Source organism: Marinobacter antarcticus, from assembly GCF_011049865.1.
Classification (GTDB): Bacteria; Pseudomonadota; Gammaproteobacteria; order Pseudomonadales; family Oleiphilaceae; genus Marinobacter; species Marinobacter antarcticus_A.
This window is the reverse complement of record NZ_DRGY01000003.1, coordinates 1-23,854: the sequence shown is the minus strand read 5'-3', so window position 1 is coordinate 23,854 and position 23,854 is coordinate 1. Positions and strand designations below refer to the sequence as shown.

At 52.7% G+C, this 23,854-nt stretch carries 22 protein-coding genes; 7 read left to right on the top strand and 15 right to left on the bottom strand.

Annotated features, from left to right (window positions below; all coding sequences use genetic code 11):
• Positions 1-8: 8 nt before the first annotated feature.
• Positions 9-1,208, bottom strand: a complete 1,200-nt coding sequence (locus tag ENI00_RS00340) for a tyrosine-type recombinase/integrase (RefSeq protein WP_304097141.1) — start codon at positions 1,206-1,208, stop codon at positions 9-11.
• Between the two features lie 440 nt (positions 1,209-1,648).
• Here ENI00_RS00340 and ENI00_RS18830 point away from each other — a divergent pair, with 440 nt between their 5' ends.
• On the top strand, positions 1,649-2,542 hold the full coding sequence (locus ENI00_RS18830) for a hypothetical protein (RefSeq protein WP_304097138.1): 894 nt from the start codon (positions 1,649-1,651) through the stop codon (positions 2,540-2,542).
• Positions 2,543-2,728: 186 nt separating this feature from the next.
• Here ENI00_RS18830 and ENI00_RS00330 read toward each other — a convergent pair whose 3' ends face one another.
• Positions 2,729-2,866, bottom strand: a complete 138-nt coding sequence (locus ENI00_RS00330) for a hypothetical protein (RefSeq protein ID WP_304097135.1) — start codon at positions 2,864-2,866, stop codon at positions 2,729-2,731.
• A 117-nt stretch (positions 2,867-2,983) separates the two neighbouring features.
• On the opposite strand from ENI00_RS00330, the gene ENI00_RS00325 reads away from it, so the two are divergent.
• On the top strand, positions 2,984-3,766 hold the full coding sequence (locus tag ENI00_RS00325; protein ID WP_304097132.1) for an enoyl-CoA hydratase: 783 nt from the start codon (positions 2,984-2,986) through the stop codon (positions 3,764-3,766).
• Here the strand turns inward: ENI00_RS00325 and ENI00_RS00320 are convergent.
• The 3 genes from ENI00_RS00320 to ENI00_RS00310 are packed head-to-tail and all read right to left on the bottom strand — an operon-like array spanning position 3,763 to position 5,966.
• On the bottom strand, positions 3,763-4,260 hold the full coding sequence (locus ENI00_RS00320) for a DUF192 domain-containing protein (RefSeq protein ID WP_304097129.1): 498 nt from the start codon (positions 4,258-4,260) through the stop codon (positions 3,763-3,765). The two genes, ENI00_RS00325 and ENI00_RS00320, sit on opposite strands and share 4 nt — an antisense overlap.
• Positions 4,260-5,021: an ABC transporter permease gene (locus ENI00_RS00315; protein WP_304097127.1), complete on the bottom strand. Its 762-nt coding sequence runs from the start codon at positions 5,019-5,021 to the stop codon at positions 4,260-4,262. Before ENI00_RS00315 ends, ENI00_RS00320 begins: the two co-directional genes overlap by 1 nt.
• A 12-nt stretch (positions 5,022-5,033) precedes the next feature.
• Positions 5,034-5,966: an ABC transporter ATP-binding protein gene (locus tag ENI00_RS00310; protein WP_304097124.1), complete on the bottom strand. Its 933-nt coding sequence runs from the start codon at positions 5,964-5,966 to the stop codon at positions 5,034-5,036.
• A 242-nt stretch (positions 5,967-6,208) separates the two neighbouring features.
• On the opposite strand from ENI00_RS00310, the gene cls reads away from it, so the two are divergent.
• The gene (cls, locus tag ENI00_RS00305; protein WP_304097121.1) at positions 6,209-7,639 is read left to right on the top strand and encodes a cardiolipin synthase; all 1,431 of its coding nucleotides are present in this window, start codon (positions 6,209-6,211) and stop codon (positions 7,637-7,639) included.
• Here cls and ENI00_RS00300 read toward each other — a convergent pair.
• Genes ENI00_RS00300 through ENI00_RS00290 form a run of 3 tightly spaced genes read right to left on the bottom strand, consistent with a single transcriptional unit; the run spans position 7,636 to position 10,642 of the window.
• Positions 7,636-9,102 (bottom strand): PhnE/PtxC family ABC transporter permease, encoded by a 1,467-nt coding sequence (locus ENI00_RS00300; RefSeq protein ID WP_304097116.1) that lies wholly within the window; start codon positions 9,100-9,102, stop codon positions 7,636-7,638. The two genes, cls and ENI00_RS00300, sit on opposite strands and share 4 nt — an antisense overlap.
• Before the next feature lie 17 nt (positions 9,103-9,119).
• Positions 9,120-9,770 carry a phosphonate ABC transporter ATP-binding protein gene (locus tag ENI00_RS00295; RefSeq protein ID WP_304097113.1) on the bottom strand — a complete coding sequence of 217 codons (651 nt, stop codon included), beginning with the start codon at positions 9,768-9,770 and terminating at the stop codon, positions 9,120-9,122.
• The gene (locus ENI00_RS00290; RefSeq protein ID WP_304097112.1) at positions 9,770-10,642 is read right to left on the bottom strand and encodes a putative selenate ABC transporter substrate-binding protein; all 873 of its coding nucleotides are present in this window, start codon (positions 10,640-10,642) and stop codon (positions 9,770-9,772) included. The genes ENI00_RS00295 and ENI00_RS00290 overlap by 1 nt, the downstream gene beginning before the upstream one ends.
• Positions 10,643-10,862: 220 nt before the next feature.
• On the opposite strand from ENI00_RS00290, the gene senB reads away from it, so the two are divergent.
• Complete coding sequence (gene senB, locus ENI00_RS00285) at positions 10,863-11,849, top strand: selenoneine biosynthesis selenosugar synthase SenB (RefSeq protein WP_304097109.1); 987 nt, start codon at positions 10,863-10,865, stop codon at positions 11,847-11,849.
• Between the two features lie 2 nt (positions 11,850-11,851).
• On the opposite strand, the gene selD is transcribed toward senB, so the two are convergent.
• From selD to ENI00_RS00260, 5 genes are all read right to left on the bottom strand, one after another.
• Positions 11,852-14,128, bottom strand: coding sequence for a selenide, water dikinase SelD (gene selD, locus ENI00_RS00280; protein WP_304097105.1), 2,277 nt, complete (start codon positions 14,126-14,128; stop codon positions 11,852-11,854).
• Positions 14,128-14,730 carry a helix-hairpin-helix domain-containing protein gene (locus tag ENI00_RS00275; RefSeq protein ID WP_304097102.1) on the bottom strand — a complete coding sequence of 201 codons (603 nt, stop codon included), beginning with the start codon at positions 14,728-14,730 and terminating at the stop codon, positions 14,128-14,130. Before ENI00_RS00275 ends, selD begins: the two co-directional genes overlap by 1 nt.
• A 40-nt stretch (positions 14,731-14,770) precedes the next feature.
• Entirely contained in the window at positions 14,771-15,169 is a 399-nt protein-coding gene (locus ENI00_RS00270; protein ID WP_304097099.1) for a hypothetical protein, read from the bottom strand.
• 116 nt (positions 15,170-15,285) lie between these two features.
• Positions 15,286-16,806, bottom strand: coding sequence for a bifunctional GNAT family N-acetyltransferase/carbon-nitrogen hydrolase family protein (locus ENI00_RS00265; protein ID WP_304097097.1), 1,521 nt, complete (start codon positions 16,804-16,806; stop codon positions 15,286-15,288).
• 111 nt (positions 16,807-16,917) lie between these two features.
• Complete coding sequence (locus tag ENI00_RS00260; RefSeq protein WP_304097095.1) at positions 16,918-17,832, bottom strand: hypothetical protein; 915 nt, start codon at positions 17,830-17,832, stop codon at positions 16,918-16,920.
• Between the two features lie 243 nt (positions 17,833-18,075).
• On the opposite strand from ENI00_RS00260, the gene ENI00_RS00255 reads away from it, so the two are divergent.
• Positions 18,076-18,630: a PaaI family thioesterase gene (locus ENI00_RS00255; protein WP_304097092.1), complete on the top strand. Its 555-nt coding sequence runs from the start codon at positions 18,076-18,078 to the stop codon at positions 18,628-18,630.
• Between the two features lie 21 nt (positions 18,631-18,651).
• On the opposite strand, the gene recQ is transcribed toward ENI00_RS00255, so the two are convergent.
• The gene (recQ, locus tag ENI00_RS00250; RefSeq protein ID WP_304097089.1) at positions 18,652-20,520 is read right to left on the bottom strand and encodes a DNA helicase RecQ; all 1,869 of its coding nucleotides are present in this window, start codon (positions 20,518-20,520) and stop codon (positions 18,652-18,654) included.
• A 187-nt stretch (positions 20,521-20,707) separates the two neighbouring features.
• Here recQ and ENI00_RS00245 point away from each other — a divergent pair, with 187 nt between their 5' ends.
• Together ENI00_RS00245 and ENI00_RS00240 are read left to right on the top strand one after the other, a co-directional pair.
• Positions 20,708-21,901, top strand: coding sequence for a 1-acyl-sn-glycerol-3-phosphate acyltransferase (locus ENI00_RS00245; protein ID WP_304097087.1), 1,194 nt, complete (start codon positions 20,708-20,710; stop codon positions 21,899-21,901).
• A 36-nt stretch (positions 21,902-21,937) separates the two neighbouring features.
• Positions 21,938-22,603, top strand: a complete 666-nt coding sequence (locus tag ENI00_RS00240) for an alpha/beta hydrolase (RefSeq protein WP_304097084.1) — start codon at positions 21,938-21,940, stop codon at positions 22,601-22,603.
• 18 nt (positions 22,604-22,621) lie between these two features.
• Here the strand turns inward: ENI00_RS00240 and ENI00_RS00235 are convergent.
• On the bottom strand, positions 22,622-23,854 hold a 1,233-nt coding region (locus ENI00_RS00235), incomplete at its 5' end, for a TrkH family potassium uptake protein (RefSeq protein ID WP_304097080.1).

Below are 23,854 nucleotides of genomic sequence, written 5' to 3'. Positions count from 1 at the left end.
TTTTAGCCTCAAACATGATCGTCCAGTTTGAATTGAGCTTCAAAAAAATCCGTGATTTTCTGCATAGGCAAGCGCAGACGTTCCACATTAAAAATGATGTAACCGTCCGTCACATCGTTTTGATCTTTATGATTCATTAACCGTTTCAGGGCGTAGGCCGGAATGTCGAGACGTTCTGCGGCAGTAATAAAGGTGCGTCTCAGATCGTGCAGGGTGAACGTCACACCGGACAGGTCGCACACGCGCTTGATCGCCGTACGGGGCTCTGAGAGGTGCCCACGTTCAGCATCGCTCGGAAACACATAAGGGCTTTCTTGCTCTTTAAATCGACGTTCCAGCAGCACTTCAATGGCATCGCTGAAAGGTAACCGATGAACGCGCCCGTTTTTGGTCTCAGTAATCGTTAGAGTTTTGTCTTTGAAATCCACCTGTTTCCAGGTGAGGGTTGCCGCCTCAGTGCGGCGTAGTCCAGTGAGCAGCACCAGATGCAGATAGTCTCGGGTAGTTTGCGTGTTCAGTTGCATCGTGGCTTCATACCAAGCTTTGAGCTGATGATCTTTAATCAGGCTTTGTCGGCGCTCCACTTTGTACCAGGCGCGCTGATGGCTCAGCACATCTACTGGATTTGCCACCAGAAAAGGTTTGCCTGATGCATCCTGATACCGTTGTAAGGCGTGATTGAAAACGGCCCGTAGAATCCGCATGCCATTATCAGCCCGAGCAGGGCTGCGCTGTCCGTATTCCGTATGGCGACTCAACACCATATCCCGGTTGATGTCCTTAAGGGCTTTGCTTTGCCAATCCTTGAACATCTCCCGCATGGAACGGTTGTAGTCGTTGAGCGTATTGGGCTTCAGGTTTTTACGGGTAGCCAGGTAATCATCAAAAGCGTCTTTTAACGTGATGCGTTGCGCGCGTTGTTCCTGAACTTCACGGATCGGGTCTATGCCGGTTGCGACTTTACCCAGAAATTTCTGGGCTTCCTTGCGGGCCTGTTCCAGCGTCAGGTTGCCATATCGACCGATAGTTTTACGCTTAACCCTTCCATCCACTCGTTTTTCTACGATGAACGATTTGGCTCCGCCACTGGTCACCCGTAAACCAAAACCCGAGATGACTGAATCCCGATAAAACGCCTGGCTCGATTTACCATCCGAACCGATCTGGGGCAGGGGAACTTTGTCGATAAAGCTCTTGGTAATTCTCAAGGGTAGGGCTCCACTCGAATTCGCCGGAAAGTCTCTTGTGTCTTAATGTAGACACTATGTAGACAGAATCGGTCAAATTCTAGCGGATTTCTTCAAAGAACTGCAAACATCGATTTCTAGGAAATCTTCATAGAGTGCTGTTTTGTATGGCTTATTAAAACAATGTCAAATTTCTTCAAAGAAGGGCGCTAATAACTTAAAATCTCTCGACCCCTGGGTCGTGCCGGTTCAATTCCGGCCCGGAGCACCATTAAAATCAATGTGTTTGCAGCGTTCATTTCTTCTTCTATTCGCTCGACCCGTGTAGACGCTTCGAATCGGCAATAAGCCACAGCAGTACTATTGCGCTGAACCACTTACTTGAAATACTAGCGTTGGTCTGAATTTAAATCGCTCCGCAGCGGAAACTGGTGCGTTATCGTGCGCAAGGAGGCTGACCTGTGCGTGCCAGTCCAAGACGACCGGAACGCTGCCTTCTGCGCTTCGCTAACTTCTTGAATATTCCGATCGCTAATCTGTGCTATAACAGAGATATCGTTTTTATTAAAGGTAAGCATATGTTGAAGGGAGTAAAGCAAACTGCGATCGGAATTTTGGCGGTATTTTCGGCGCTCACGCTTAGCGCTTGCAGCGGTGGTGGTGATAGCGGTGGTTCTGGCAGTTCAGCCACTGAGCTAAAGTCAGGGGTATACAATATAGGTCGGTTATTTTCGAACGGCTCCACCAAGGAAGGCCTTAGTCTTATCAGTCCGACGGGTAAATTTGTTGCGAACCTGGACAAAGCATCTTTTACTTTCGGTAATATAAGTTTTTCTGCTTCTGGAGATATTTCCGGGACGATCGATGAATTCATACTGGGCCCCCCTTGGAAGATAACCAGCGGAAGCTTGTCCGGGCAAGTCGTATCTTCAGATGAGGCGAATTTACGCGCTCAGAAAGACAGTTTATCCACAAATAGTGTCCTTCTACGAATTCCCGCATCGAGCGACACAGGCCTAACATTAGAAAAGATTTCTACGACCTATAATATGTCCGATCCGGGTAAAGACCCAGTGATAACAATAGCGCCCGATGGTGCTATCACGGGAGGCACGGGAGTCGATCAACGTGACTGTGTTTTCAACGGGCAAGTCACCATACCTGATGAATCCACTAATGTTTTTGAGCTGACCTACACTGCTTCACTCTGTGCCAATGATCCTGATGAAGACGCACTGGGCAAGGATCGAGACGGCGAATTTTCAGGTCTCGGCACGTATAACGCTTCTGAAGGCGAACTCCTGTTTTACGCCCGCAACAAAGTAGTCGCGTGGAAGTTCTTAGGCACTAGATAATTGCCCCCAATTGCTTGCTGTAACGCATTCTACGTGCAGCAAGCATTGTTCTTCTTTATCGGTACTCCCCGAACAAACTTATGTATTCTTCCCGGCTTTCAAGCTCGCCATTTAGGTGATGTTCTTCCTCTGCATGCAACGCAATAGCAGTTAATACTCCGATCAGGCAGCGGAGACTGGTCGCCACTAATCCTGATTTGGCAGCGGCTGAATGCTGTTAATATCGCCTGTAGGCACTGCTGGATCGTCAATTGCGATCACGTAGATGCCTCCGGCGATGATGGCGATTGCGATAATTGTCTTGAGAAGGTTGGAGTTGAACATGGGCTTTCTCGCCTCTGAGGTTGAAGGGTGCTGACGTCACGTCGACAGTCTGGGTATCTTGTCCGATACTGAAGGCCTTCCGATAGCGCGGATATCCGAGATACGAGGTAATGGTTGATGACAGATCTGCTGACACGCAATACGAACGATAACGGCGTTACCACGCTTACCCTGAATCAGCCTGACCGGCGTAATAGCCTTTCGATGAGCATGCTTGATGCGCTCTCTGACGCGCTGACGCACATTAAAACCGATGACGCTACGCGTGTTGTGGTTATTGCGGCGGCGGGCAAGGTGTTTTGTGCCGGGCACGATCTCAAAGAGATTCGCGATCAGCTTGATACCCACGAATTTCAACTGGCGCTGTTTAAGCGGTGCAGTGAGGTGATGCAGCAGATTGTGAATCTGCCAAAGCCGGTGATTGCCAGGGTGGCGGGTGTCGCCACAGCGGCTGGGTGTCAGTTGGTTGCCAGTTGCGATCTGGCGGTGGCAGCCGATTCTGCGCGTTTTGCCACGCCAGGTGTCAACATTGGGCTGTTCTGCTCAACCCCTATGGTCGCTTTATCGCGCAATGTATCCCGCAAGCATGCGATGGAAATGCTGCTCACCGGCGAAATGATCAGTGCAGGGCGCGCCGAGCAGCTTGGGCTGGTAAATCGAGTTGTTGAAGAGTCACAGCTGGATGAAGCGGTATACGCCATGGCGCGCACAATCGCTGAAAAATCGGGCCACACGTTAAAAATCGGAAAGGATGCATTCTATAAGCAGGTCGAGATGCCGTTGGCCGAGGCTTATGAATACACATCCGGAGTTATGGCGGAAAACATGCGTGCAGACGATGCGCGCGAAGGCATTTGTGCCTTTCTGGACAAGCGTAAGCCTGAATGGAAGGACAGCTAACGCCCTTGGCAGTTCTGTTGTCCTAATCTGAGATAATTGCCTGTGCTAATGCCGTTGGCCTCGTAAAATCCGGCGTTCATTTCGACGGCAGACACAAACTCAACTCCGGCAGGGTAGCTTGGGCATTCGGCTCCGTTGGTTGATGTGCAAGGTTTCATCTGCTGGATGCTGCGGATTTCGCCATCGTTACTCAGGTAGGCGATATCCAGAGGTAGGAGGGTTTGATACATCCAGAAGCCGTAGTGCGCGCTTTGCAAAGCCTGATACTGAAACAACATGCCCGAATCGGCACCGAGGGATTTTCTTCCCATCAGCCCTTTGCGCCGTTCCTGCGTTGACGTTGCAAGTTCAAGGTTCACGTTCACGGTGTTGGCGCCGGTCACGAAACACCCTTCGACAACCGGCAGGCCGGAGGAAGGTTCTGCAGCCCCGGAGCCGGCAGAACACCCGGCTAACAGGGCTGAAAAACACAACAAAACGCCGCGAATCGCCATCAGGTACGCAGCCGGTATCCGGTTTTGAAAATCCACCAGATGCCCGTCATGCAGGCCGCCAGAAAGAGCATAATCATGCCTGCGCTTACACCCACATTAACATCAGAAACACCGTAAAATGCCCAGCGAAAAGCGCTGATAAGGTAAACCACCGGGTTGAACAGGCTGATGGTTTGCCAAATGTCGGGCAGCATATCAATGGAGTAGAAGGTGCCGCCCAGAAACGTCAGCGGGGTCACGATCATCATGGGGACAATCTGGAGCTTCTCAAAACCGTCGGCCCAGATGCCGATAATAAATCCGAACATGCTGAATGTGACTGACGTCAGTATCAGAAAGGACAGCATCCAGAAGGGGTGCAGCACGCTGTAGTCCACAAACAGTCTTGCGGTGGCCAGAATAATCAGGCCCAGGATTACCGATTTGGTCGCCGCTGCGCCCACATAGCCAAGCACCACTTCTACATAAGACACAGGTGCCGACAGCACCTCGTAAATCGTGCCGGAAAATTTCGGCATGTAGATGGCGAACGACGCGTTGGAGATGCTTTGCATCAGCAAGGAGAGCATCACAAGCCCCGGGATGATGTAGGCCGCGTATTCAATGTTATCGATATTGCCCATGCGTGAACCAATGGCTGATCCGAAAACAACAAAATACAGGCACGTAGAGATCACCGGCGAAAGCACGCTTTGCATCAGTGTTCGGCGCATGCGCGACATTTCAAAATTGTAGATGGCTCTAACACCGTAAAAATTCATGTCTCTCTCCCGTTAGCCGGTGGCTTGTTCATGCACCAGGCCGACAAAAATCTCTTCCAGGGAACTTTCCCGGGTGCGCAGATCGCGATACTCAATGCCTATATCCCCGAGGGTGCGCAGCAAGCGAGCCACACCGGACTGTTCCTGTTGCGAGTCAAAGGTGTAAATCAGTTCATAACCATCGTCTGAAAGCTCAACAGACTCCGCAGCAAGTTCGGAGGGCACGGATTCGAGTTTGTGCTGCAACTGCAGACGAAGCTCTTTTTTGCCCAACTTGCTCATCAAAATGCTTTTTTCTTCCACCAGAATGATCTCGCCCTGGCGAATAACCCCGATCCGATCGGCCATCTCTTCGGCTTCTTCGATGTAGTGGGTGGTAAGAATGATGGTTACTTCGTCTTCCCGAAGCTTACGCACCATCTCCCACATGTCCCGGCGCAGCTCAACATCAACGCCTGCCGTGGGCTCGTCCAGGAAGAGTATTCGTGGCTCATGGGAGAGCGCCTTGGCAATCATCAGTCGGCGCTTCATGCCGCCTGATAGGGTCATGATACGGTTATTGCGCTTGTCCCATAGCGACAGGTCTCTTAGCACCTTCTCGATGTGTGCAGGCTTGGGGGCCTTACCGAACAGCCCCCGGCTGAAGGAGACCGCATTCCACACGGTTTCAAACGAATCGGTGCTGAGCTCCTGCGGCACCAGACCAATGGTTTCACGGGCCTTGCGATAATCTTTAACGATGTCGTAGCCACCGGCTACCACTTCACCGGTCGACATGTTGGCAATGCCGCAAATGATGCTGATTAACGTGGTTTTACCCGCACCATTGGGGCCGAGCAGAGCGAAAATTTCGCCCCGGCTTATTTCCAGATTGATATTCTTCAGGGCCTGGAAACCGCCCTCATAAACCTTGTTGAGGTTCTTAACGGAAATATCCGATTGCACGGCAGTGTCCTGTTTCTGAGAGTAGGGCTGAGAGTGGGGCACAGTTCAAAGCGTCGTATTTTCTCATGTCTGGCGCCAGTTTAGAAACCTTTGCCTTAAGACAGATAGTGTCCATAATGCCCCTTCAGCATTAAATGGGTGTGGGTATCTTACGAACGATTGTCGTTGTGGGTTTCATCGGGGCCTGATTTCGGCCGTTATGTTCGGTCCCCACTGGTTTACTATTCTCAAAAGGGAGCCTGATGACCTTCATACTGGCACTTCACACTCTTTTGGTTGTTACCTTCACCATTCGAATTCTTCTGCGCGATGACCTGTCGCCTCCAGGGCGACTGGCATGGTTTATCGTGCTGAATCTTTTGCCCTATTTTGGCAGTGGGATTTACTTTCTGTTCGGCGAAACAGACCTCGGTCACCGCGCCGATAAGCGGCATAAAGAAGTCTTTGAAGAAATAAAAGCCAAAGCCTCCTGGTTTATGGGCGAGGCGGCCAGCACAGAGACGTTGATCGAGGCGGTTTATCGACCGGCTTTTCGCTATGCGGGCTCTATCAACGGGTTTCATCCTTCTACGGGTAACACCGCTGAGCTGATGGCAGATGGTAACGACACCCTTGCCAGAATGATCGCAGACATAGATGCAGCCACCGACCACGTCCACGTGCTCTATTATATCTGGTTTGATGACAACACCGGCCGTGCTATTGCTGAAGCGCTGATCCGAGCGGCGCGGCGAGGTATCACCTGTCGGGCCATGGCTGACGGATTGGGATCGCGACTGTTGATAAAGTCCTCATTATGGCAACGTATGAACGACGCCGGTGTTCATCTTGCGGTTGCGCTGCCACTGAAACACCCGATCAGAACTCTCCTGACCAGCCGACTTGATCTGCGAAATCATCGAAAAATAACGGTGATTGATTCCTGCATCACGTACTGTGGAAGCCGCAATTCCGCAGACCCGGAGTTTCAGGCAAAAGCGAAATACGCGCCCTGGGTGGATATCATGCTCCGGCTCACGGGGCCCGTTGTGGTTCAGAATCAGTTGCTGTTCGCCAGCGACTGGATGCAGGCAACGAATAAATCCCTGGACGGCATTCCATTATCTTCCGAGCGCGCCGAAGGCGGGTTTCCTGCTCAAGTGATGGGCGTTGGCCCCACCGAGCGCCATGGCGCTACGCCACAGCTCTTTGCCAATTTGATCGCCTGCGCGCAACGTGAACTGACCCTGTCGACGCCGTATTTTGTGCCTGACGCCACGGTTCTGGAAGCTCTGTGTTCGGCTGCCCATCGCGGTGTTGCCGTCTCATTGATATTTCCCAAAGTCAACGACAGCTGGATCGTCGCTGCGGCCAGCCGAAGCTACTACCATCGACTGCTTGATGCGGGCTGCATTATCCACGAATTCAAAGGGGGGCTTCTTCACGCCAAAACCCTGACCATCGACGGAAAAATCAGTTTGATCGGCTCATCAAATCTCGATTTGCGCAGTTTTGATCTGAACTATGAAAACAACATTCTGTTGCAGGACAGCGCAACAACTCTGGCAATCGAGGCGCGTCAGCGAACGTACATAGACCGCTCCGAGGTTGTTACCTTGCCCACGGTTCTGGCCTGGCACTATCACTCAAGAATCTGGCATAACGTTATCGCAACGATTGGCCCGGTTCTTTAGCAGGTCGGCATGGTTTGCAGGGCAAGTTTGCGGCGAATATAACGCCCGAGGGTGTCTACGCCAATATTGAGCAGGGCCGTTACCAGAATCAGCACCATGGCGCGGTCAAACCGGATATTCTGAATGGCGCTGTCGACGTAGAACCCCAAGGTGTAGATGCCAAGAATACCCAGAATGGCCGTTTCCCGCATAATGATTTCCCAACGGTAAAATAGAAACGCCAGGAATGAGCGATAAACACGGGGCACCAGTTCCCAGCTGTACCGGTTGAATCCTTGAACCGTATCGGAGCGCAGCTCAATGGAGCTGGTTTGCCGACCAATCAGATGGCCAATAATGCCACCGTTATGCAGCGCCAGCGCAACGATCGCAGGCAGCATGGAGGGCCCCCAGAGCTGCAGCAGAATATACGCCAGAATGTACTCAGGCGTGGATCGTGTGATTACCAGCAAAACATGCCCGGCACCACGCCGAATGGGCCCGCCGAAATGATTGGAAATCAACGGGAAAGCCAATAGCGAAAGAATGCCGGTCGCCACCAGTGCAATTTGGGTGAGCACAATGGTGTTCCAGATACCCGGCATGGCCTCGTTGATCATCAGGTCACTCAGCCAGGGCATCAGGCCCGTTAAGCCATCACCGTTGCGCAAAGGCGCCGGCACAATGTCTTCGGTGAAAAAGCGCTGCACGTTACCCCATACAATGGGTAATCCCTCACCGAGAAAGAAGGGCGCTCCCAGTACGTATATGGGCAGAAGCTTGGGCCGCACCCACAGCGGCATGGTCGCAATCAGCACATAAAACAGGATCAGCATAGCGCCGGCGTCGGAATACAGCCCTTGCGAGAACGACGCTTCCAGATAAAAACCCAGGGTTGGCAAGCCAACGAAACCAAGTATCGCGCTTGAACGCAGGCCACACTCTAGCCTGTAGGCTGTATAGGTGCGCATCTTTACCCAGCAGTCGGGGATGCGCGCATAGAGAAACGCCGTTATGTTTCCCGTGCCCGGCGGCAAAACACGACCCGGTTCAGGGTCGGCTTCTTCCAGAATTTCTGAATACACCTTGGCAAAAATTCCGGCGTAGGGGATGGCAATGGCCAACACGCCGGTGAGCGGATGGAAGCCGAAAAACTGCAGAAATATCAGCGCCCAGAAAAGCTCGTGAATAGCGCGAATAAACGCGCAGAACATCCGTACCGGTAAAAACCGGTAAACCAGTGCCAGCAGAAAACCACAGATCCCGCCAGACACAACCCCCACAAACGCAAACGCGACCGTTCTCAGCAGCGCGGTCATAAGGCCTTCGCTGCTGAAAAAGTTGGGGGTTACAATTCCGAGGAAAAAATTGCCCAAATCTTGCCAGGGATTTGCGGTGGTGATGGCAATATCCGCAAAAAATAACCCGACCACGGCAATGGCGAGGAAAATGAGGCTGGTGCGAACCGTTGGGGAAGAGAACATGGAACGGGACGAGTTACCTAGTAAAGAGACATGATGTCTGAGACTGAAAGATGCTCGCTAGGCCGGTCAAGTGCAACCTGGCCATCGTGTATGCCAACGATCCTGGTGCAATAATTTAGGGCCAGTTCCACGTCATGCAGAGCAATAACGCTGGTTGTGAACCTGTCTCTGAGGTGTGTCATGACCGAATTGGCCATGGGACCATCGAGTGCGGAAACCGGCTCATCGGCCAACAGCACGGGCGCGTTGCGATAGAGCGCCCGGGCAATGGCGACGCGCTGGCGCTGGCCGCCGGAAAGAGAGGCTGCCGGAATCCAGAGCTTTTCTGTCATTCCCAAAGACTGAAGCAGAGAATGCACTGCTTCCCGGTCTTTCGAGAAAGGGCGGGCGAGCGTTAACGTGTTGTACCAGGTCGAATGCCTATCCAGTTGCCCCATAAATACGTTGTGGAACACCGACAAGGCATTCACCAGGCCCAGATCTTGTGGTATCAGGGAAGACTCCCGATTAACCCGCTCGTGAATCAAGCGAATGAGCGTCGATTTGCCCGCACCACTTTTACCCACCAGCGCAATCTTGTCGCCGGGGTTAACTTGCAGCGACAGCGGGCCAATAACCCGCTTGCCGCCGAATGAGGCCGTAAGACCCAAAAGATTGAAACCTTTCATCAATCGAGAATTCCAATCTCTTCCGCTGTTTTGCGAATCGGTTCATAGTCATCATCGGACGCAGGAATAAACCCGGAGCGTGGAAAGCTTTCCAGCAGCGCAGGGTCTTTGAGGTTCAACAACGCGTCGGTCACTCGTTGCTTGAAGCCCTCACCGAAGCGCTCGTTTACGTCACCACGAATTGTCCACTGATAGTCAGGGTAGGCGGGTGTTTTCCAGATTACCTGCACGGAATCGGTATCAATGCTTCCATCGCCCAATTCTTTATTCCAGACCTGGAAATTGAGCGCGCCTACGTCGTACGTGCCGGCTTCCACCAAACGAAGGGTGCGGGTGTGATTGCCGCTAAAGCCAACGCGCGAGAAGAAATCTTCGGGCTTTTTACCAAAGGTGTCCCGCAGATAGAACTCAGGCATAAGGCGGCCAGAGGTTGAGCCTTTGGACCCGAAGGTGAAGGTTTTACCTTGCAGTTGATCCTTCAGATCTGCCAGCTTGTCTGCGGGCTTGATACCGGAATTGGTGTTGGCGATAAAATACGTTTCGAATGCTTCGTCTTCAACACCCTGGGCGATGGCTTCGGAACCCGGCACCAACCTGCGAGCTTGCACGCCGGACAGTCCGCCGAACCACGCCAGTTGTACCTGGTTGTTACGAAACGCTGTAATCGCCGCCGCATAGGATTTGACCGGAATGTAGCGCACGTCAACGTTAAGTTGCTCAGAGAGGTAATCTGCAACGCCACTAAAACGCTCAACCAGCTTGGTTTGATCTTCATCCGGAATTGCCGTGAATACGAAGGTTTCCGCCGATGCCGCAGTGGTAAAAAACAAAACGCTGGAAAGCACGAGTTTCCGTATAAGATTAGAGGCCATTTGAATTCCTTGATGGTTTGTACGATGAGTAAACAGAAAGGCCGCAACCCTTTTTACAACTGCGGATTGCTTTCACATCTGCGGATTGCAGGATACTCTGATTTTATTTAACCCTGAACAGCTATACGGATTGCAGGTTTAAATAGGTCAGATATCAGGGCGCGATTCCCGTTAAATTCCATTCGAGCCCTGTAAGGGGCTTTTTATACCAAAGAGCATTATGGATATTATTATCTGTACACCTGCGGGCGCGGGCTCAAAAGCCGGCAACAGGGCCACCGCAGAACGCTGGGAAACGCTGCTGGAACAAGCGGGGCATAACATATCGGTTGTGACGGATTACCATGGCGAACCCTGTGATCTGTTCCTGGCCCTTCATGCCTGGCGAAGCCATGATGCCATTCGTGTGTTTCGAAATGCTTATCCATTCAAACCGTTGATTGTGGCGTTAACGGGAACAGACATCTACCGCCACCAATATGAATACCCCGAACAAACCCACTATTCCATGCACACCGCTGACGCATTGATCGGCCTGCATGAGAAGGTTGGCGACGATATTCCTGGTCGATTCAGGGAAAAGCTGGTGACGCTTTTTCAGTCTGCCGATACGCCAGCGCCTCACAACACGAGCGCAACATCGGCATCGCCGTATTTCGAGGTGTGCGTAATAGGGCACCTTCGGGAGGAAAAGGATTCTCTTCGGGCTGCCATGGCGGCCCGGCTGCTTTCATCTGAATCACACCTTCGCGTTTCCTGTGCCGGCAAACCTCACGATACACATTGGGAGCAACTCGCGAAACAGGAGATGCAGCAGAATTCACGATTCAGATGGCTGGGCGAATTGGAAAAAACCGACATCGACAAGCTAATGGCCAACAGCCAATTAATGGTTATCAGTTCAGTAATGGAAGGTGGGGCGAACGTCGTGTCGGAAGCCTGTCGCGCCGGCCTGCCGGTTATCGCGTCTGATATTTCCGGGAATATCGGATTGCTGGGGGCAGACTACCCGGGGCTCTATCCGGTGGGCGATACTCAGGCACTCTCTGAACGGCTGGCCCGGGCTGAGAACGATCCGCAGTTTCTGAGCAGCCTCCGTGAGCATGTAACAACGCTTGCTGGACAATTCACGGCAGAAAAGGAGCGAGCATCCCTGGAACAGGCGATCGCACTTGCGATGCAACGCTGTTCCGGGATTAGCGCCTGAGCTCACTCTCTCAGAGTAATGGGTTCAATCGGTCCGCTTTCATCCTGAGGCAATACCCGTCCGATGATGGCGGTATGGGGATAACCCAGGGCTTTGAGTTCGCGGACACAGTCTTCTGCCTTGTCTGCAGAGACACTTGCCAACAAACCGCCTGCCGTTTGCGGATCGAAAATCAACGGATAGCGAGGGTGTTTTACCCACTTTTCCTGATCCCGAATACCACGGCGCAGGCGTATATTCGCCGGCTGGAGTGAACTGAGAATGCCCGCTGCGGCGGTTTCTTCGGCTCCCGGCAAGATGGGAATCGCAGAAAGGTCAAGCTCGGCATCTACGCCGGAAGGCCGGGTCATTTCAACAAGGTGACCAAGCAATCCAAACCCTGTGACATCCGTGCACGCTTTGGATCCAAAGCTCCGAAGGCAGTCTGCAGCTTTCTTGTTGGACTGCACCATGGACGCAAGCGCGGAATCAATCCAGCGGCCTTTAGCGGCCAATTGGGCGTGAGCCGCAAACAGTGTTCCGGTGCCGATGGGTTTGGTGAGAATCAAAACATCACCGGCTTGTAAGCCGCCTTTGCTCATCACCTCATCCGGGTTAATCAGGCCATTCACTGCGAAGCCCAATGCAAGCTCTTGGCCTTCGCCGGTATGACCGCCTACCAGAGCGCAGCCTGCTTCATTCAGCACCTCTACCGCGCCAGACATCATCTGATAGAGCACATCTTCTACTTTGGACTCAATACCGTAAGGTATGGTGGCCACTGCGGTAGCGCTCTGGGCCTCTGCGCCCATGGCGAAAACATCACCCAGGCTGTGATTGGCAGCCACGCGGCCAAACGTGTAAGGATCGTCAATAAACGCCCGGAAAAAATCAACGGTATGCACCACGGCTTTTCCCGGCGGTACCCGCAGAACAGCGGCGTCGTCCGGGGCGTGCAGTCCGATAAGAATATCGTCCCGTTCAATGGGCTTGAGTTCACTCAGCGCCCGTGAAAGTACGGTGCTGCCCACTTTGGCACCGCAGCCACCGCATCGCATGGCAACGGCGGAAATGGCTTGAGACGCTTCCTCCGGATTTTGTGCTGCGGCTGTATCCGGCAACGCCGCGCCTGTGTCCATTGGTGGCAGGTCGGAGAATTTCTGCATGAAGCGCCGGTCAATCCAGTCCTTCCAGCGCCATACGGAGGCACCGTCGAACTGCATATCACCGCGAGACGCAACGGCGTATTTATCCCCGGTGCTAATCAATGCCAGCCATGTTTTCTGGGGCTGAAAATCCTTGGGTGTTTTACCCAACGCCAGGCGCTTCAGGTTATCCGCCAACGGCGGCCCCTGGCGTACGGCAAATACACCGGCTTTTTCACGTGGGTGATTGGTGACATTGGCAATGTCGCCCGCCGCAAAAATATTGTCGTCGTTTTCAACCTGCAAGGTGTCTCGTACTCGCAGGAACAGCCCGTCATCCAGGGCTAACCCCGTATCCTTCAGCCAGCCGGGGCCGCCAGCCCTGGTTACCCAAAGAACCTCGTCTGTTTGCAAGGTTTCGCCGGCGGCCGTGCGCAACAGCCCTTCGCTAACCTTTTCCACGGGAGAACCAAGGTGTAGCTTAACGCCACGCTCAGAAAGAGTTCTCTGGAAAACGTCCCGCACTTTGGCGTTGTGGGTGGGAAGAATCTCATCGGCGGCATCGAACAAGTGAAAGTGCAGTTGGCCGGAATCCTGACCGCGTTGTTCCAACTCGTTTTTCAGCCGGTACTGCATGGCCAACGTCAGCTCGACGCCGCCTGCACCCGCCCCGACAACACCGATCGTAAGCGGGCCAACGTGATTTTCGATACGAGTTAAAAGAGCGAGCCAACGGTTGTTAAAACCGGTGATTGGCTTCACGGGCACGGCGTACTCCAACGCGCCTTCAACGTCATTTACTCGTGGCGATGAACCGATGTTGATTGAGAGAATGTCGTAAGGCACGTCAGGCCGGCCTTTGCAGATCACGCGTTTGGAAGCGCGATCAATGCCGATGGCTTCCGCTCTGTAAAACCGCGCGCCGGCGTATTCCGCAAGTCGGCTCAGATCGATGTGTACATCATCGTAGCTGTAGTGTCCTGCCACGTAGCCTGGCAGCATTCCGGAGTAGGGTGTGTGGGTGTCGCGGCAGATAAGGGTCAGGCGCACGCCGGGAACCGGTTTCATTGCAAACCGTTTGAGTACCCCAACGTGGCTGTGCCCGCCGCCAATCAGGACAATGTCCCGTAAAACAGGCTGGTCAGGTGTTCGCATCAGTTAATTTTCTTCGCTTCTGTCGTGAGTTGATCAAATCCCTTGATGCTTGAGAAAGTATTCAGTTTTTCCTGATCAGCCGCCGATGGGTCAGCAATCTGATCAATAGAGGTAATCCCGGCATCTTTCATCTTTTTGGCCGTAGCCGGCCCGATACCTTTTACCAAGGTGAGGTCGCTTCTGTCAGCTGGCTTTTTGGCCACTGACTTTTTCGAGGCCGCTTTTTTTACGGACGATTTCTTGGCGGGCGCTTTTGCTTTGGCGGATGGCGCTTCGCGATTTTCTTTTTTAATGTCTTTTTCAGCCTTGCGAATGTCTTCTTTCGAGGCCACTCCCAGGCGTTCAAGTATGTTGGTTTGCAGTTCGTGGAGATCGTCCAGGCGGCGCTCAAATTCATCATTAAAGCGTTTCATTTCCCGCCCGCGCAGATCATCAAACTCTTTCAAAAGTTTGCGAACCGGGTCCTGAATCTGGTGTTGAAGCGAATCGAACTGCTTCAGCGCATCACTGATCAGGCCCTCAATCTGGGATGACGTTTTCTCAAATTCCTTGTTGACCTTCTTTACGATCTTATCAACGCTCTGTTTGGCTTTTTTAGCCATGGCATTGTCTCCTTGCAGAAAGATAAAACGAGTACAGGGATCAGGCCATTTGCCGTAAACCGAGCATAGAGCCTGGGGAACGTCGTGATTTCAAAGACTGCTTTTTGGAAAGCACCTCTCTGATACGTCGAAGTTTCTCTTCAATAGCAACGTCGCCGTCAGATTTCAGATCTGCAAAATCAATCGAATAAAAAAAGTTGCTGCAGTGTTTTCTACGTTCAGTAATCAGCCCCGACACATTTTCTGCTCGAATTTTATCGAACGGCATATCCATGATCAGATCGAGCAACACCGTATCGCCGGGGTTAAACATTTTGTCGGTCTTCATAACGCAGCCGTAGGTGTCCAGCTCAAAAAGCGCGGCTTCAACCCGTTCCTTGCGGAAAAGGCCGTGCCGAACTCTGAAACGGGCAACAAGATCGGGCAACGCTTCCTTCATGAATACTGAGTCTCTTCAGAAGATGACTTGATATTGGTTAAACAATAGACACTGACCAACGCTTTTGCAACGCTGTCAGTGCCATACGGTAAGCCTTTGACGCAGATCGTCAGCATTTAATGGGTGATAATTTCGTACATATCCGTTCTGCGATCTTTGACGTTGGTGACTGACCCTTCGTTTCGCACCAACGTGAGCTTTTCCAGATCCATATCCGCAAACATGATCATCTCGGTGTTGGGTGTGGTTTCTGCCAACACGGCATCGTGAGGGAAGGAAAAGTCTGACGGAGAGAACACAGACGATTGGGCGTACTGCACATCAAGGTTTTCCACCTTGGGCAGGTTACCGACGCTGCCGGTGATCACTACGTAGCATTCGTTCTCAATAGCTCTGGCCTGGGCGCAGTGACGGACTCTTAAATAACTGTTTTTGGTATCTGTCCAGAACGGCACGCAGATAATATCCACGTCTTTGCTGGCTGCAATTCGCCCCAGCTCAGGAAACTCGATGTCGTAACAGATCATGATCGCGACTCGCCCTGCGTCTGTATCAAACACCTCAAACTTGTTGCCGCCTTCCACTACCCAATCACGGCGCTCGTGCGGTGTAATGTGGATCTTACGTTGCTCATCCACTCGGCCATCACGGTGGCACAGGTAAGAAACATTGTAGACCCGGTCATTTTCCAGCAGCGGCATGGAGCCAGTCACAATATTAATGTTGTAGCTGACGGCCATATCAGACATGCGATCCCGGAATTGCTGGGTAAACCCGGCAAGAAAACGGATAGCGCGGGTCTGGTCTACCTGGTCAGTCAGGCCCATCAATGGCGCGTTGAAAAACTCCGGAAATAGCGCAAAGTCACTTTTGTAATCAGACAGCGCATCCACGAAATACTCAACCTGTTCAAGTACTTCTTCAACCGATGCGAATTCGCGCATCTGCCATTGCACGGCGCCCATGCGAACCTGGGTTTTTTTGACGTTCAGAACCGAGGAGGGCGGGGTGTACAGAATATTCCGCCATTCCAGCAAGGTAGCGTACCCCAGCGATTTTTCGTCCTCCGGGAGGTATTTGTGCATCAACCGGGTAACCTGAAAATCGTTGGACAGCTGAAAGCTCAGAATCGGGTCGTAAATGTCCCTGCGATCAACACGGTCAATGTATTCAGCCGGCGAGTACTGATCTGAGTATTTGAAATAGCCAGGTATGCGGCCGCCTGCGAGGATCGCCCGCAAGTTGATTGATCTGCACAGCTCTTTGCGAGCTTCATACAATCGCCGTCCGAGGCGGTAGCCGCGGTATTCGGGGTGAATGAACACGTCCAGCCCGTAAAGGGAGTCGCCTTTCGGGTTGTGCCTGATTTGCTCGTTCCGCTTGATCAGATCGTCATAGGTATGGGGGTTGCTGAACCGCTCGTACTTGACGGATACGGTGAGTGCTACCGCAACCAGCTGCCCCTTATCCTCAATACAGATCTGTCCATCCGGGAACTGTTCCACCAGGGCTTTGATCGTGTCCTTTGGCCAGGCTCCGCCAATGTCGTCGTAAACCCGATCCATCAGAACCTGCAGTTGTTCGTAATCATCAAGTGTCAGGTTGCGAAGGTTAAGATGCAGTTCTTCATGAGCCATTCAACGGGACTCCTATAAGCGCAAGTGTCAGGGCAATTGCTGAGATGGGAATGTAATCGTAGAGAGAGTTTATCAGAAGGCGTTGCAGAGATCGCACAAGCTGGAGAAAAGTCAGCGACCAAGCAACTCAAGGCGCCAGCGCAAACTGTTCAATGTCTGGCGCCCGACATTGTCCAATTCATTGTTCAGAAACGGGTTGTCCAGCACAATCATCGTGCGTTTTTCCAGATTAAGGGCGTCTACCGCTGCGCCGTAATAACGCCGCAGAAAATCACCAAAACTGCCATCTCGGATAGCCCGCTCCATGCCCAGTTGCAATCGATGGGCAATAAGTAAATCATCCGGCCCTACAAACAGGTATGAGGGCATAGGGTAAGCCAACACCAGTTTCGGCTCTATAACCAGGTTCGGGTCATTCTCAATTGCCAGATCGTACGCCACCTCGCTGACGCCCCTGGCAAAACAATCAAAGCGATTTTCCCTTAGCATCCCAAAGAGTATTTCGTAGCGTGGATGGGTTACAACGGTGATCTGGTTTTCTCTCAGTATCGAGGTGTCTGGCCAGTGTGCACCCTGGCCAATTCGAATACCCCGGTTTCGAAGATCTGCAAGCGAATGTATGTCCTCGAATAACGGGAGATTCTCTGGCTCCACAACGCACACACGAAAACCCAACAGTCCGCCATCCACGGGAACGGGGATGGGTGTGAGAAAGGACTCGCGCTCTGCCGTTGCTGCCACATTGATGATATCCACCAGACGATTATCACCGCTTTCCAGTTCACGCAGAGCGCGCCCTTGGCTCAGCTCGGCGCTTCGCAGAATGCGGAACTCGCCGTATTCGGGCGTTTTTGCCAGTGCAAGACTAACCAAGGCATGAATTGCCGGGCTGTCGTAATTCCGGTACCACAGTAAATAGTCTTGCTGAGGGGGATTTAGCGAAACGCTTGAAACACCGGAGGCGAGGGCACTTTGGGACGCCAGCGGCGCCCATAAAAGACCGAGCAAAAGGCCCAAAGAAGCCACGCGCCTGAGACGCCTTAAAATACACAGTGAGCCATCGTGGGCGTATCGCAATTGCCGAATCCTTTAGCGGGTCTTTTTGAATCCATTCCTGCAGCCTGAAAACAGGGAGCTTTCCCAACGTCCTTACTTTAGTTCAGAATGAATTGAGAGAACGTTAATCCTTCAAAAATATTGTAAAAGAGTGTTGCGAAGTGTCGGAGCCATTGTAATCATCTGTATCAACCAGAACGCAGGGACTGAACAATGGCCTTAATTGACCGTATTATCGGCGCGACAGGGCGGTGGGTTTCGGCCACGGACCCCAGTGCTACATTGGCGCAACCGATGGCGTTGCTAAAGAAAGCCGGGGGTTATGCGGCGGTCAATCGGATCATAGGGCTTTCCATTCCGTTCGCTCCCCGTAACGGCTTCCGAGTTGAGGAGATTCGCCCGGGTTATGTGCGCGCTCGCATTCAGATCAAGGGTAACAAGAATCATTTTGGCAGTCTGTATGCAGGGGCCTACTTTCTTGTGGCGGAAATTCCCGGTGGCGTGCTGACCCTGTTTGACCTTGGCCCGGCCTATACGCCGATTTTGAAAGAAATGACGCTTCAGTTTTTGCAGCCAGCCAATTCGGATGTCACGGTAGAATTTTCATTGACGTCTGAGGATGTGGCGGGGATTCTCGCGGATGCCAACGCTACCGGCCGAGCAAAATTTACGCTTGAAGGCGAACTGCGCGATCTTGAAGGCAATCACGTTGCTACGTCCGTCGCACAGTACCGGGTTCGTAAAAAGGGTTTTCAGCCTGGTGCCTGAAGCAAAGCGCGAGGCCTTGCTTTACAACGGATTCAGCCCGGCAATGGTGGCCAGGAAAATGTCACCGTACTTCTCCAGTTTTGCCGCCCCAACGCCGCTCACGCCTGCAAGTTCATCAAGCGTTTTTGGCTTGCGCTCAAGCATGTCAAACAAAGTGGTATCGTGAAAAATAACGTAAGGAGGCACTCCCTGTTTGTCCGCAAGCTCTTTGCGGCATGCTCGCAGGGCGTCCCAGCCAGCGTGGTCTGTAATCTGATCTTTAACAGCGCTACTCGACCGGCCACCTGAGGAACGACCCGCTGATTTTTTGACCACCGGGTCTTTGCGCAACTCTACTTTGTGCTTGCCTTTGAGCAATGGCCGACACTGCTCGGTTAACTGCAAAGCGCCATAACCTTCCGGATCTGCTCTCAAATAGCCATTGGCCACCAGTTGGCGGAACACAGATTTCCACTCGCTTACGGAAAGCTCAGTGCCAATGCCGTAGGTTGATACCTGATGATGACCTGATTGCATAACCCGATCGTTTTCCGAACCGCGCAGCACATCAATCAGGTAGGTAACGCCGAAACGCTGACCGGTTCGAAAAACACAAGACAGTGCTTTTTGTACCGCCACTGTGCCGTCCCATGTTTCTGGCGGGTTTAGGCAGGTATCGCAGTTGCCGCAAGGCGTCTCGAGCTCGTCACCAAAATAGTTGAGCAAAACCTGCCTGCGACACTTTGTTACTTCGCAAAGGCCCAGCATGGCATCCAGCTTTTGCCGCTCCACCCGTTTGAAGTGGTCGTTCCCTTGCGAGGCCTCGAGCATTTGCCGCAGTTTGATAACATCTTGCAGGCCGTAAACCATCCACGCAGTCGAAGGCTTGCCGTCGCGGCCGGCACGGCCGGTTTCCTGGTAATAGGCTTCCAGGCTTTTGGGCAAGTCCAGGTGCGCCACAAAACGCACATCGGGTTTATCAATGCCCATGCCAAACGCGATTGTGGCCACGATAATAACCCCGTCTTCCCGCAGGAAGCGCTCTTGATTGCGAGCACGATCTTCGGAGGGCAATCCTGCGTGATAGGGCAGTGAGGTGTAGCCCTTCTGCGCCAACATCTTTGCCGTGGCGTCCACTTTATTACGGGACAGGCAATAAACGATGCCGCAGTGATCTTCATGTTCAGCTTTTATAAAGTCAAGCAACTGCTTGTTTGCATTGGTTTTCGGCGCTATTCGATATTGAATGTTCGGCCGATCAAAACCGCTGATAAAATGTCGTGCTTCGGTCAGAGACAACCGTTCGGCTATTTCCTTGCGGGTGCGCTCGTCGGCCGTAGCCGTCAGCGCGATCCGGGGAATGGCCGGGAATTCGTTCGCGAGAACGGCCAGTTGGAGATAATCAGACCGGAAGTCGTGCCCCCACTGGGAAACACAGTGCGCCTCATCAATCGCAAACAACGAAATAGACGCATCGTGCAGGAGTTCGAGGGTACGGGGTTGAATCAACCGCTCCGGGGCGCAATAAAGCAGGTCTAACTCGCCCGTGCTCAGCGCGTATTCTGTGGCGCGGGCCTGTTCAAAATCCATGGTTGAGTTCAGAAACGCGGCTCGCACGCCCAGCTCACGAAGTGCCGCAACCTGATCGTGCATCAAGGCAATCAGCGGAGAAATTACGATGGCAGTGCCCGAACGCACAAGTGCAGGCACCTGATAACAAAGCGATTTACCACCGCCTGTAGGCATCAGAACCAACGCATCGCCGCCGGAGACGACCTCGTGGATAATCTCCCCTTGCAGCGGGCGGAAGGATTCGTATCCAAACACCTGGTGCAACACTTGCTCTGGGCTTCTGCCCGAGGTTGTTGGCCGATGGGCAGAAAGCTGTTCAAAGTCCTGATCGGGATACATAGAATAACCGGTTGATCGCGAAGCTGAGGTAAAATCTGGTGGTGGATCATACCAGATCCAGCACAAGGAATGGCCGAAGAGACTGCCTTTGGGGAGGCAAAGCCAAGGAAGAAACGATACAATATCGCCACTTTCAGCTACCGTTTCTCGGCTCATCATAATTGTTACTAACAATAACAGGGCATTCATGCAGGAATTTGACACCATCCGTCCCTATTCGGACGAAGAAACAGGCCCCGCAATCCATCGCCTGGTTAACGATCATGAATTTTTGAACACGGTGGGGCGCTTCAAGTCGCCGGCTCTAGCGCGCTGGGCACCCGCGATTCTGCGTGTTTTCACTCGTCGCTGGCTGTTGAAGCGTTTTGGTCATTTTGCAAGGGTGGATGACTTGCAGGCGGGGCTTTCCGGGTATGTTGGTGAACTGATTGCAAACACCACCTCGCGCGTTACCACCAGCGGCATCGAGAGCCTCAGCAAGCAGGGCGCGTACCTGTTCATTTCCAATCACAGAGACATTGTGTTTGACCCCATGGTGGTCAACTACCTGTTGTTCCGCAATGATTTGCGCACCACTCGAATAGCGATTGGCGACAATCTGCTCGCAAACCGCGTATTTGCTGAGATGATGCGGCTGAACAAGAGCTTTATCGTTCGCCGTGATATGACCAGCCCACGGGAAATGCGTGACGCGTACATTACGCTTTCCGGGTTTATCAATCACAGCATCCTTAATAATGAAAACATCTGGATAGCCCAGCGCGAGGGGCGTGCCAAAGATGGTCTGGATTTTACCGATCCTGCGATCATCAAGATGTTTTACATGAGCTGCAAAAAAAACGGCCTGAGCTTTGCTGAGGCGATGAATAAACTGCGTATTGTTCCTGTTTCCATATCCTATGAGTACGATCCGTGCGACGGGGATAAAGCCCGCGAACTGGAAACCAAAGCCCGGGCCGGCAGCTATAAAAAAGCAGAAGGTGAAGACACCGAGCAGATCATGAAAGGCCTCACGGGCTTTAAAGGCCATGTCCATGTGCACTTTGGTGCTCCAATCACCGATGCACCGGAAAGCGCCAAAGATCTCGCGGCAGGGATTGATCGGGAAGTGCACGCAAATTACCACCTGCACGCCTCTAATCTTGTGGCCTATGAGATGCGAGGGCTTCATCAGCAGGGCATTAACGGATTAGAGGCCGTTCGCAACTCAGTCGTGACGGCACAAAACTTGTCTGCTGAAGACGTGGAGGTCGCCCGGACAGAAATGGAGCGAAGACTGGAAGCTTGCGATCCCGCTATTCGCCCTTACCTGTTAGACATGTACGCCAACCCGGTTCAGACCGCGCTGGATGCACATACCCTACGAAACGTGCCGGATTAATCCGGATAATCCCCCCATAGAGCAATGAGGCAACGCGTGCAGGATCTTCAGTATATTGAGGTAGAAACCCGGGCCAATCCGACGGCCGCCGTTATTTGGTTACACGGCCTCGGCGCCAGTGGCCATGATTTTGAACCGGTTGTACCGGAACTGGGTTTGCCGGACGACGCTGCGGTACGTTTTATATTTCCGCATGCGCCTAACCTGCCGGTTACCATCAACGGCGGCATGACCATGCCTGCCTGGTACGATATCAAAGCAATGGATATTGACCGGATTGTGGATACCGACCAGCTCATGGAGTCCGCACGCGCGGTAGGCAAGCTGATTGATCGGGAAATCGAACGCGGGATTCGTTCCGAAAACATCGTTATTGCAGGGTTTTCACAGGGCGGGGCGGTGGCTTACGAACTTGGCCTGACCTACCCGAAACGGCTTGCCGGCATTCTCGCGCTCTCCACCTACTTCGCCACGGCGAAAACGGTCAAGCCTGCAGAGGCAAATTCAGCCATTCCAATCAATATCTACCACGGCACCTCTGACCCAATGGTGCCTGAGGCGCTGGGCGTTCGCAGTGTCGAAGCGCTCAAGGAAATGGGCTTTGAGCCAGCTTATATGACCTTCCCGATGGAACACAGCGTGTGCCTGGAAGAAGTTCAGGAAATTGGACGGTTTATTCGCAAATACGCTCTAAAGGCATAAAGACAGAATCACCGGTATTCAGCTACGCCAGAATGCCGGTGAAAGCACAATCACCACGCTCAAAATCTCCAGGCGCCCCATCAGCATGCCCACTGCCAGAATCCACTTGGCTGGATCGGGCAGGGGCCCGTAATTCCCCGCAGGACCAATAATGTCACCCAATCCTGGCCCAACGTTCGTCATGGCCGCAAGCGCGCCCGATAGTGACGTAACGAAATCCAACTGCATCGCGGCCAGCGATACCGTAATCAACAGAAGCGTCAGCAGAAAGATAAAGGTATAGGCGATCATCGACGCAATAATATCGTCACTGACTGCACGGCCGTTGTAGTTACGGGTCAATACAGCGCGGGGATGTAACAAGCGGATAAGCTGCTCACGAAGCACAATCATCGATAGCTGAAACCGGAATACCTTCATGCCACCCGCGGTGGAACCGGAGCAACCGCCGATAAACATCAGGAAGAAAAACAGCACAAACGCCAGCGGCCCCCAGGCTGAATAATCTTCTGACACGTAGCCCGTGGTGGACACGATGGAGGTAACGTTGAACAAAGTGGAAATGTAATTATGAACGGGGTCAAAAGGCACTGGCGAGACAGCCCATCGATAGAGGGTCAGCAATGCGGGTACAACAAGCAGTATGCTTAAAAACGCTCTGACCTGTTGATCCCTGAACAGCACCCAGCGTTGCCCGTGGAGCTCCCGCACAAACAAAAAGAAGGGCAGACTGCCAATCATCATGAAAAAGGCGGTTTCCACAAGAATGAGATCGTTGAACTTGCCCATGGACAGATCGGAGGTGGAGAAACCGCCAGTAGAAATACTGCTAAGCCCGTGATTGAACGCATCAAACAGCGTCATTCCCGATAGCCAGTATGTAAGAACGGCCGTGGTGGAAAATGTGAAATACACAAGAAGCAGTCCACGGCTGAGCGTTTTCATTCGTGGAAGGGCTTTATCAGTCCATTCAGACGATTCCGTAGCAAACAGCCGCATACCGCCAACACGCAAAAAGGGCAGTACAGCCACGAACATACCGATAATTCCGATTCCGCCTATCCAGTGCAGAATCGATCTCCAGAGAAGAAGGTCTTTGTCCATGGTGTCCAGGCCGCTGAACACCGTTGCGCCGGTGGTAGTGATGCCTGAGGTGCTCTCGAAGAACGCATCCGCCAGGGAAATGCCAACGTCACTGAGAAAAAAAGGAAGCGCGGAGAGCAGGGCAATAAGAAACCAGGACGACACCGT

Bases quoted from the DNA above. Each gene is read 5' to 3' on its own strand.
- ENI00_RS00330 (WP_304097135.1), bottom strand. From the start codon at position 2,866: ATGTTCAACTCCAACCTTCTCAAGACAATTATCGCAATCGCCATCATC.
- cls (WP_304097121.1), top strand. From the start codon at position 6,209: ATGACCTTCATACTGGCACTTCACACTCTTTTGGTTGTTACCTTCACC.
- ENI00_RS00270 (WP_304097099.1), bottom strand. From the start codon at position 15,169: ATGAAGGAAGCGTTGCCCGATCTTGTTGCCCGTTTCAGAGTTCGGCAC.
- recQ (WP_304097089.1), bottom strand. From the start codon at position 20,520: ATGTATCCCGATCAGGACTTTGAACAGCTTTCTGCCCATCGGCCAACA.
- ENI00_RS00265 (WP_304097097.1), bottom strand. From the start codon at position 16,806: ATGGCTCATGAAGAACTGCATCTTAACCTTCGCAACCTGACACTTGAT.
- ENI00_RS00325 (WP_304097132.1), top strand. From the start codon at position 2,984: ATGACAGATCTGCTGACACGCAATACGAACGATAACGGCGTTACCACG.
- ENI00_RS00275 (WP_304097102.1), bottom strand. From the start codon at position 14,730: ATGGCTAAAAAAGCCAAACAGAGCGTTGATAAGATCGTAAAGAAGGTC.
- ENI00_RS00295 (WP_304097113.1), bottom strand. From the start codon at position 9,770: ATGAAAGGTTTCAATCTTTTGGGTCTTACGGCCTCATTCGGCGGCAAG.
- ENI00_RS00320 (WP_304097129.1), bottom strand. From the start codon at position 4,260: ATGGCGATTCGCGGCGTTTTGTTGTGTTTTTCAGCCCTGTTAGCCGGG.
- ENI00_RS00315 (WP_304097127.1), bottom strand. From the start codon at position 5,021: ATGAATTTTTACGGTGTTAGAGCCATCTACAATTTTGAAATGTCGCGC.
- senB (WP_304097109.1), top strand. From the start codon at position 10,863: ATGGATATTATTATCTGTACACCTGCGGGCGCGGGCTCAAAAGCCGGC.
- ENI00_RS00300 (WP_304097116.1), bottom strand. From the start codon at position 9,102: ATGTTCTCTTCCCCAACGGTTCGCACCAGCCTCATTTTCCTCGCCATT.
- selD (WP_304097105.1), bottom strand. From the start codon at position 14,128: ATGCGAACACCTGACCAGCCTGTTTTACGGGACATTGTCCTGATTGGC.
- ENI00_RS00290 (WP_304097112.1), bottom strand. From the start codon at position 10,642: ATGGCCTCTAATCTTATACGGAAACTCGTGCTTTCCAGCGTTTTGTTT.
- ENI00_RS00245 (WP_304097087.1), top strand. From the start codon at position 20,708: ATGCAGGAATTTGACACCATCCGTCCCTATTCGGACGAAGAAACAGGC.
- ENI00_RS00255 (WP_304097092.1), top strand. From the start codon at position 18,076: ATGGCCTTAATTGACCGTATTATCGGCGCGACAGGGCGGTGGGTTTCG.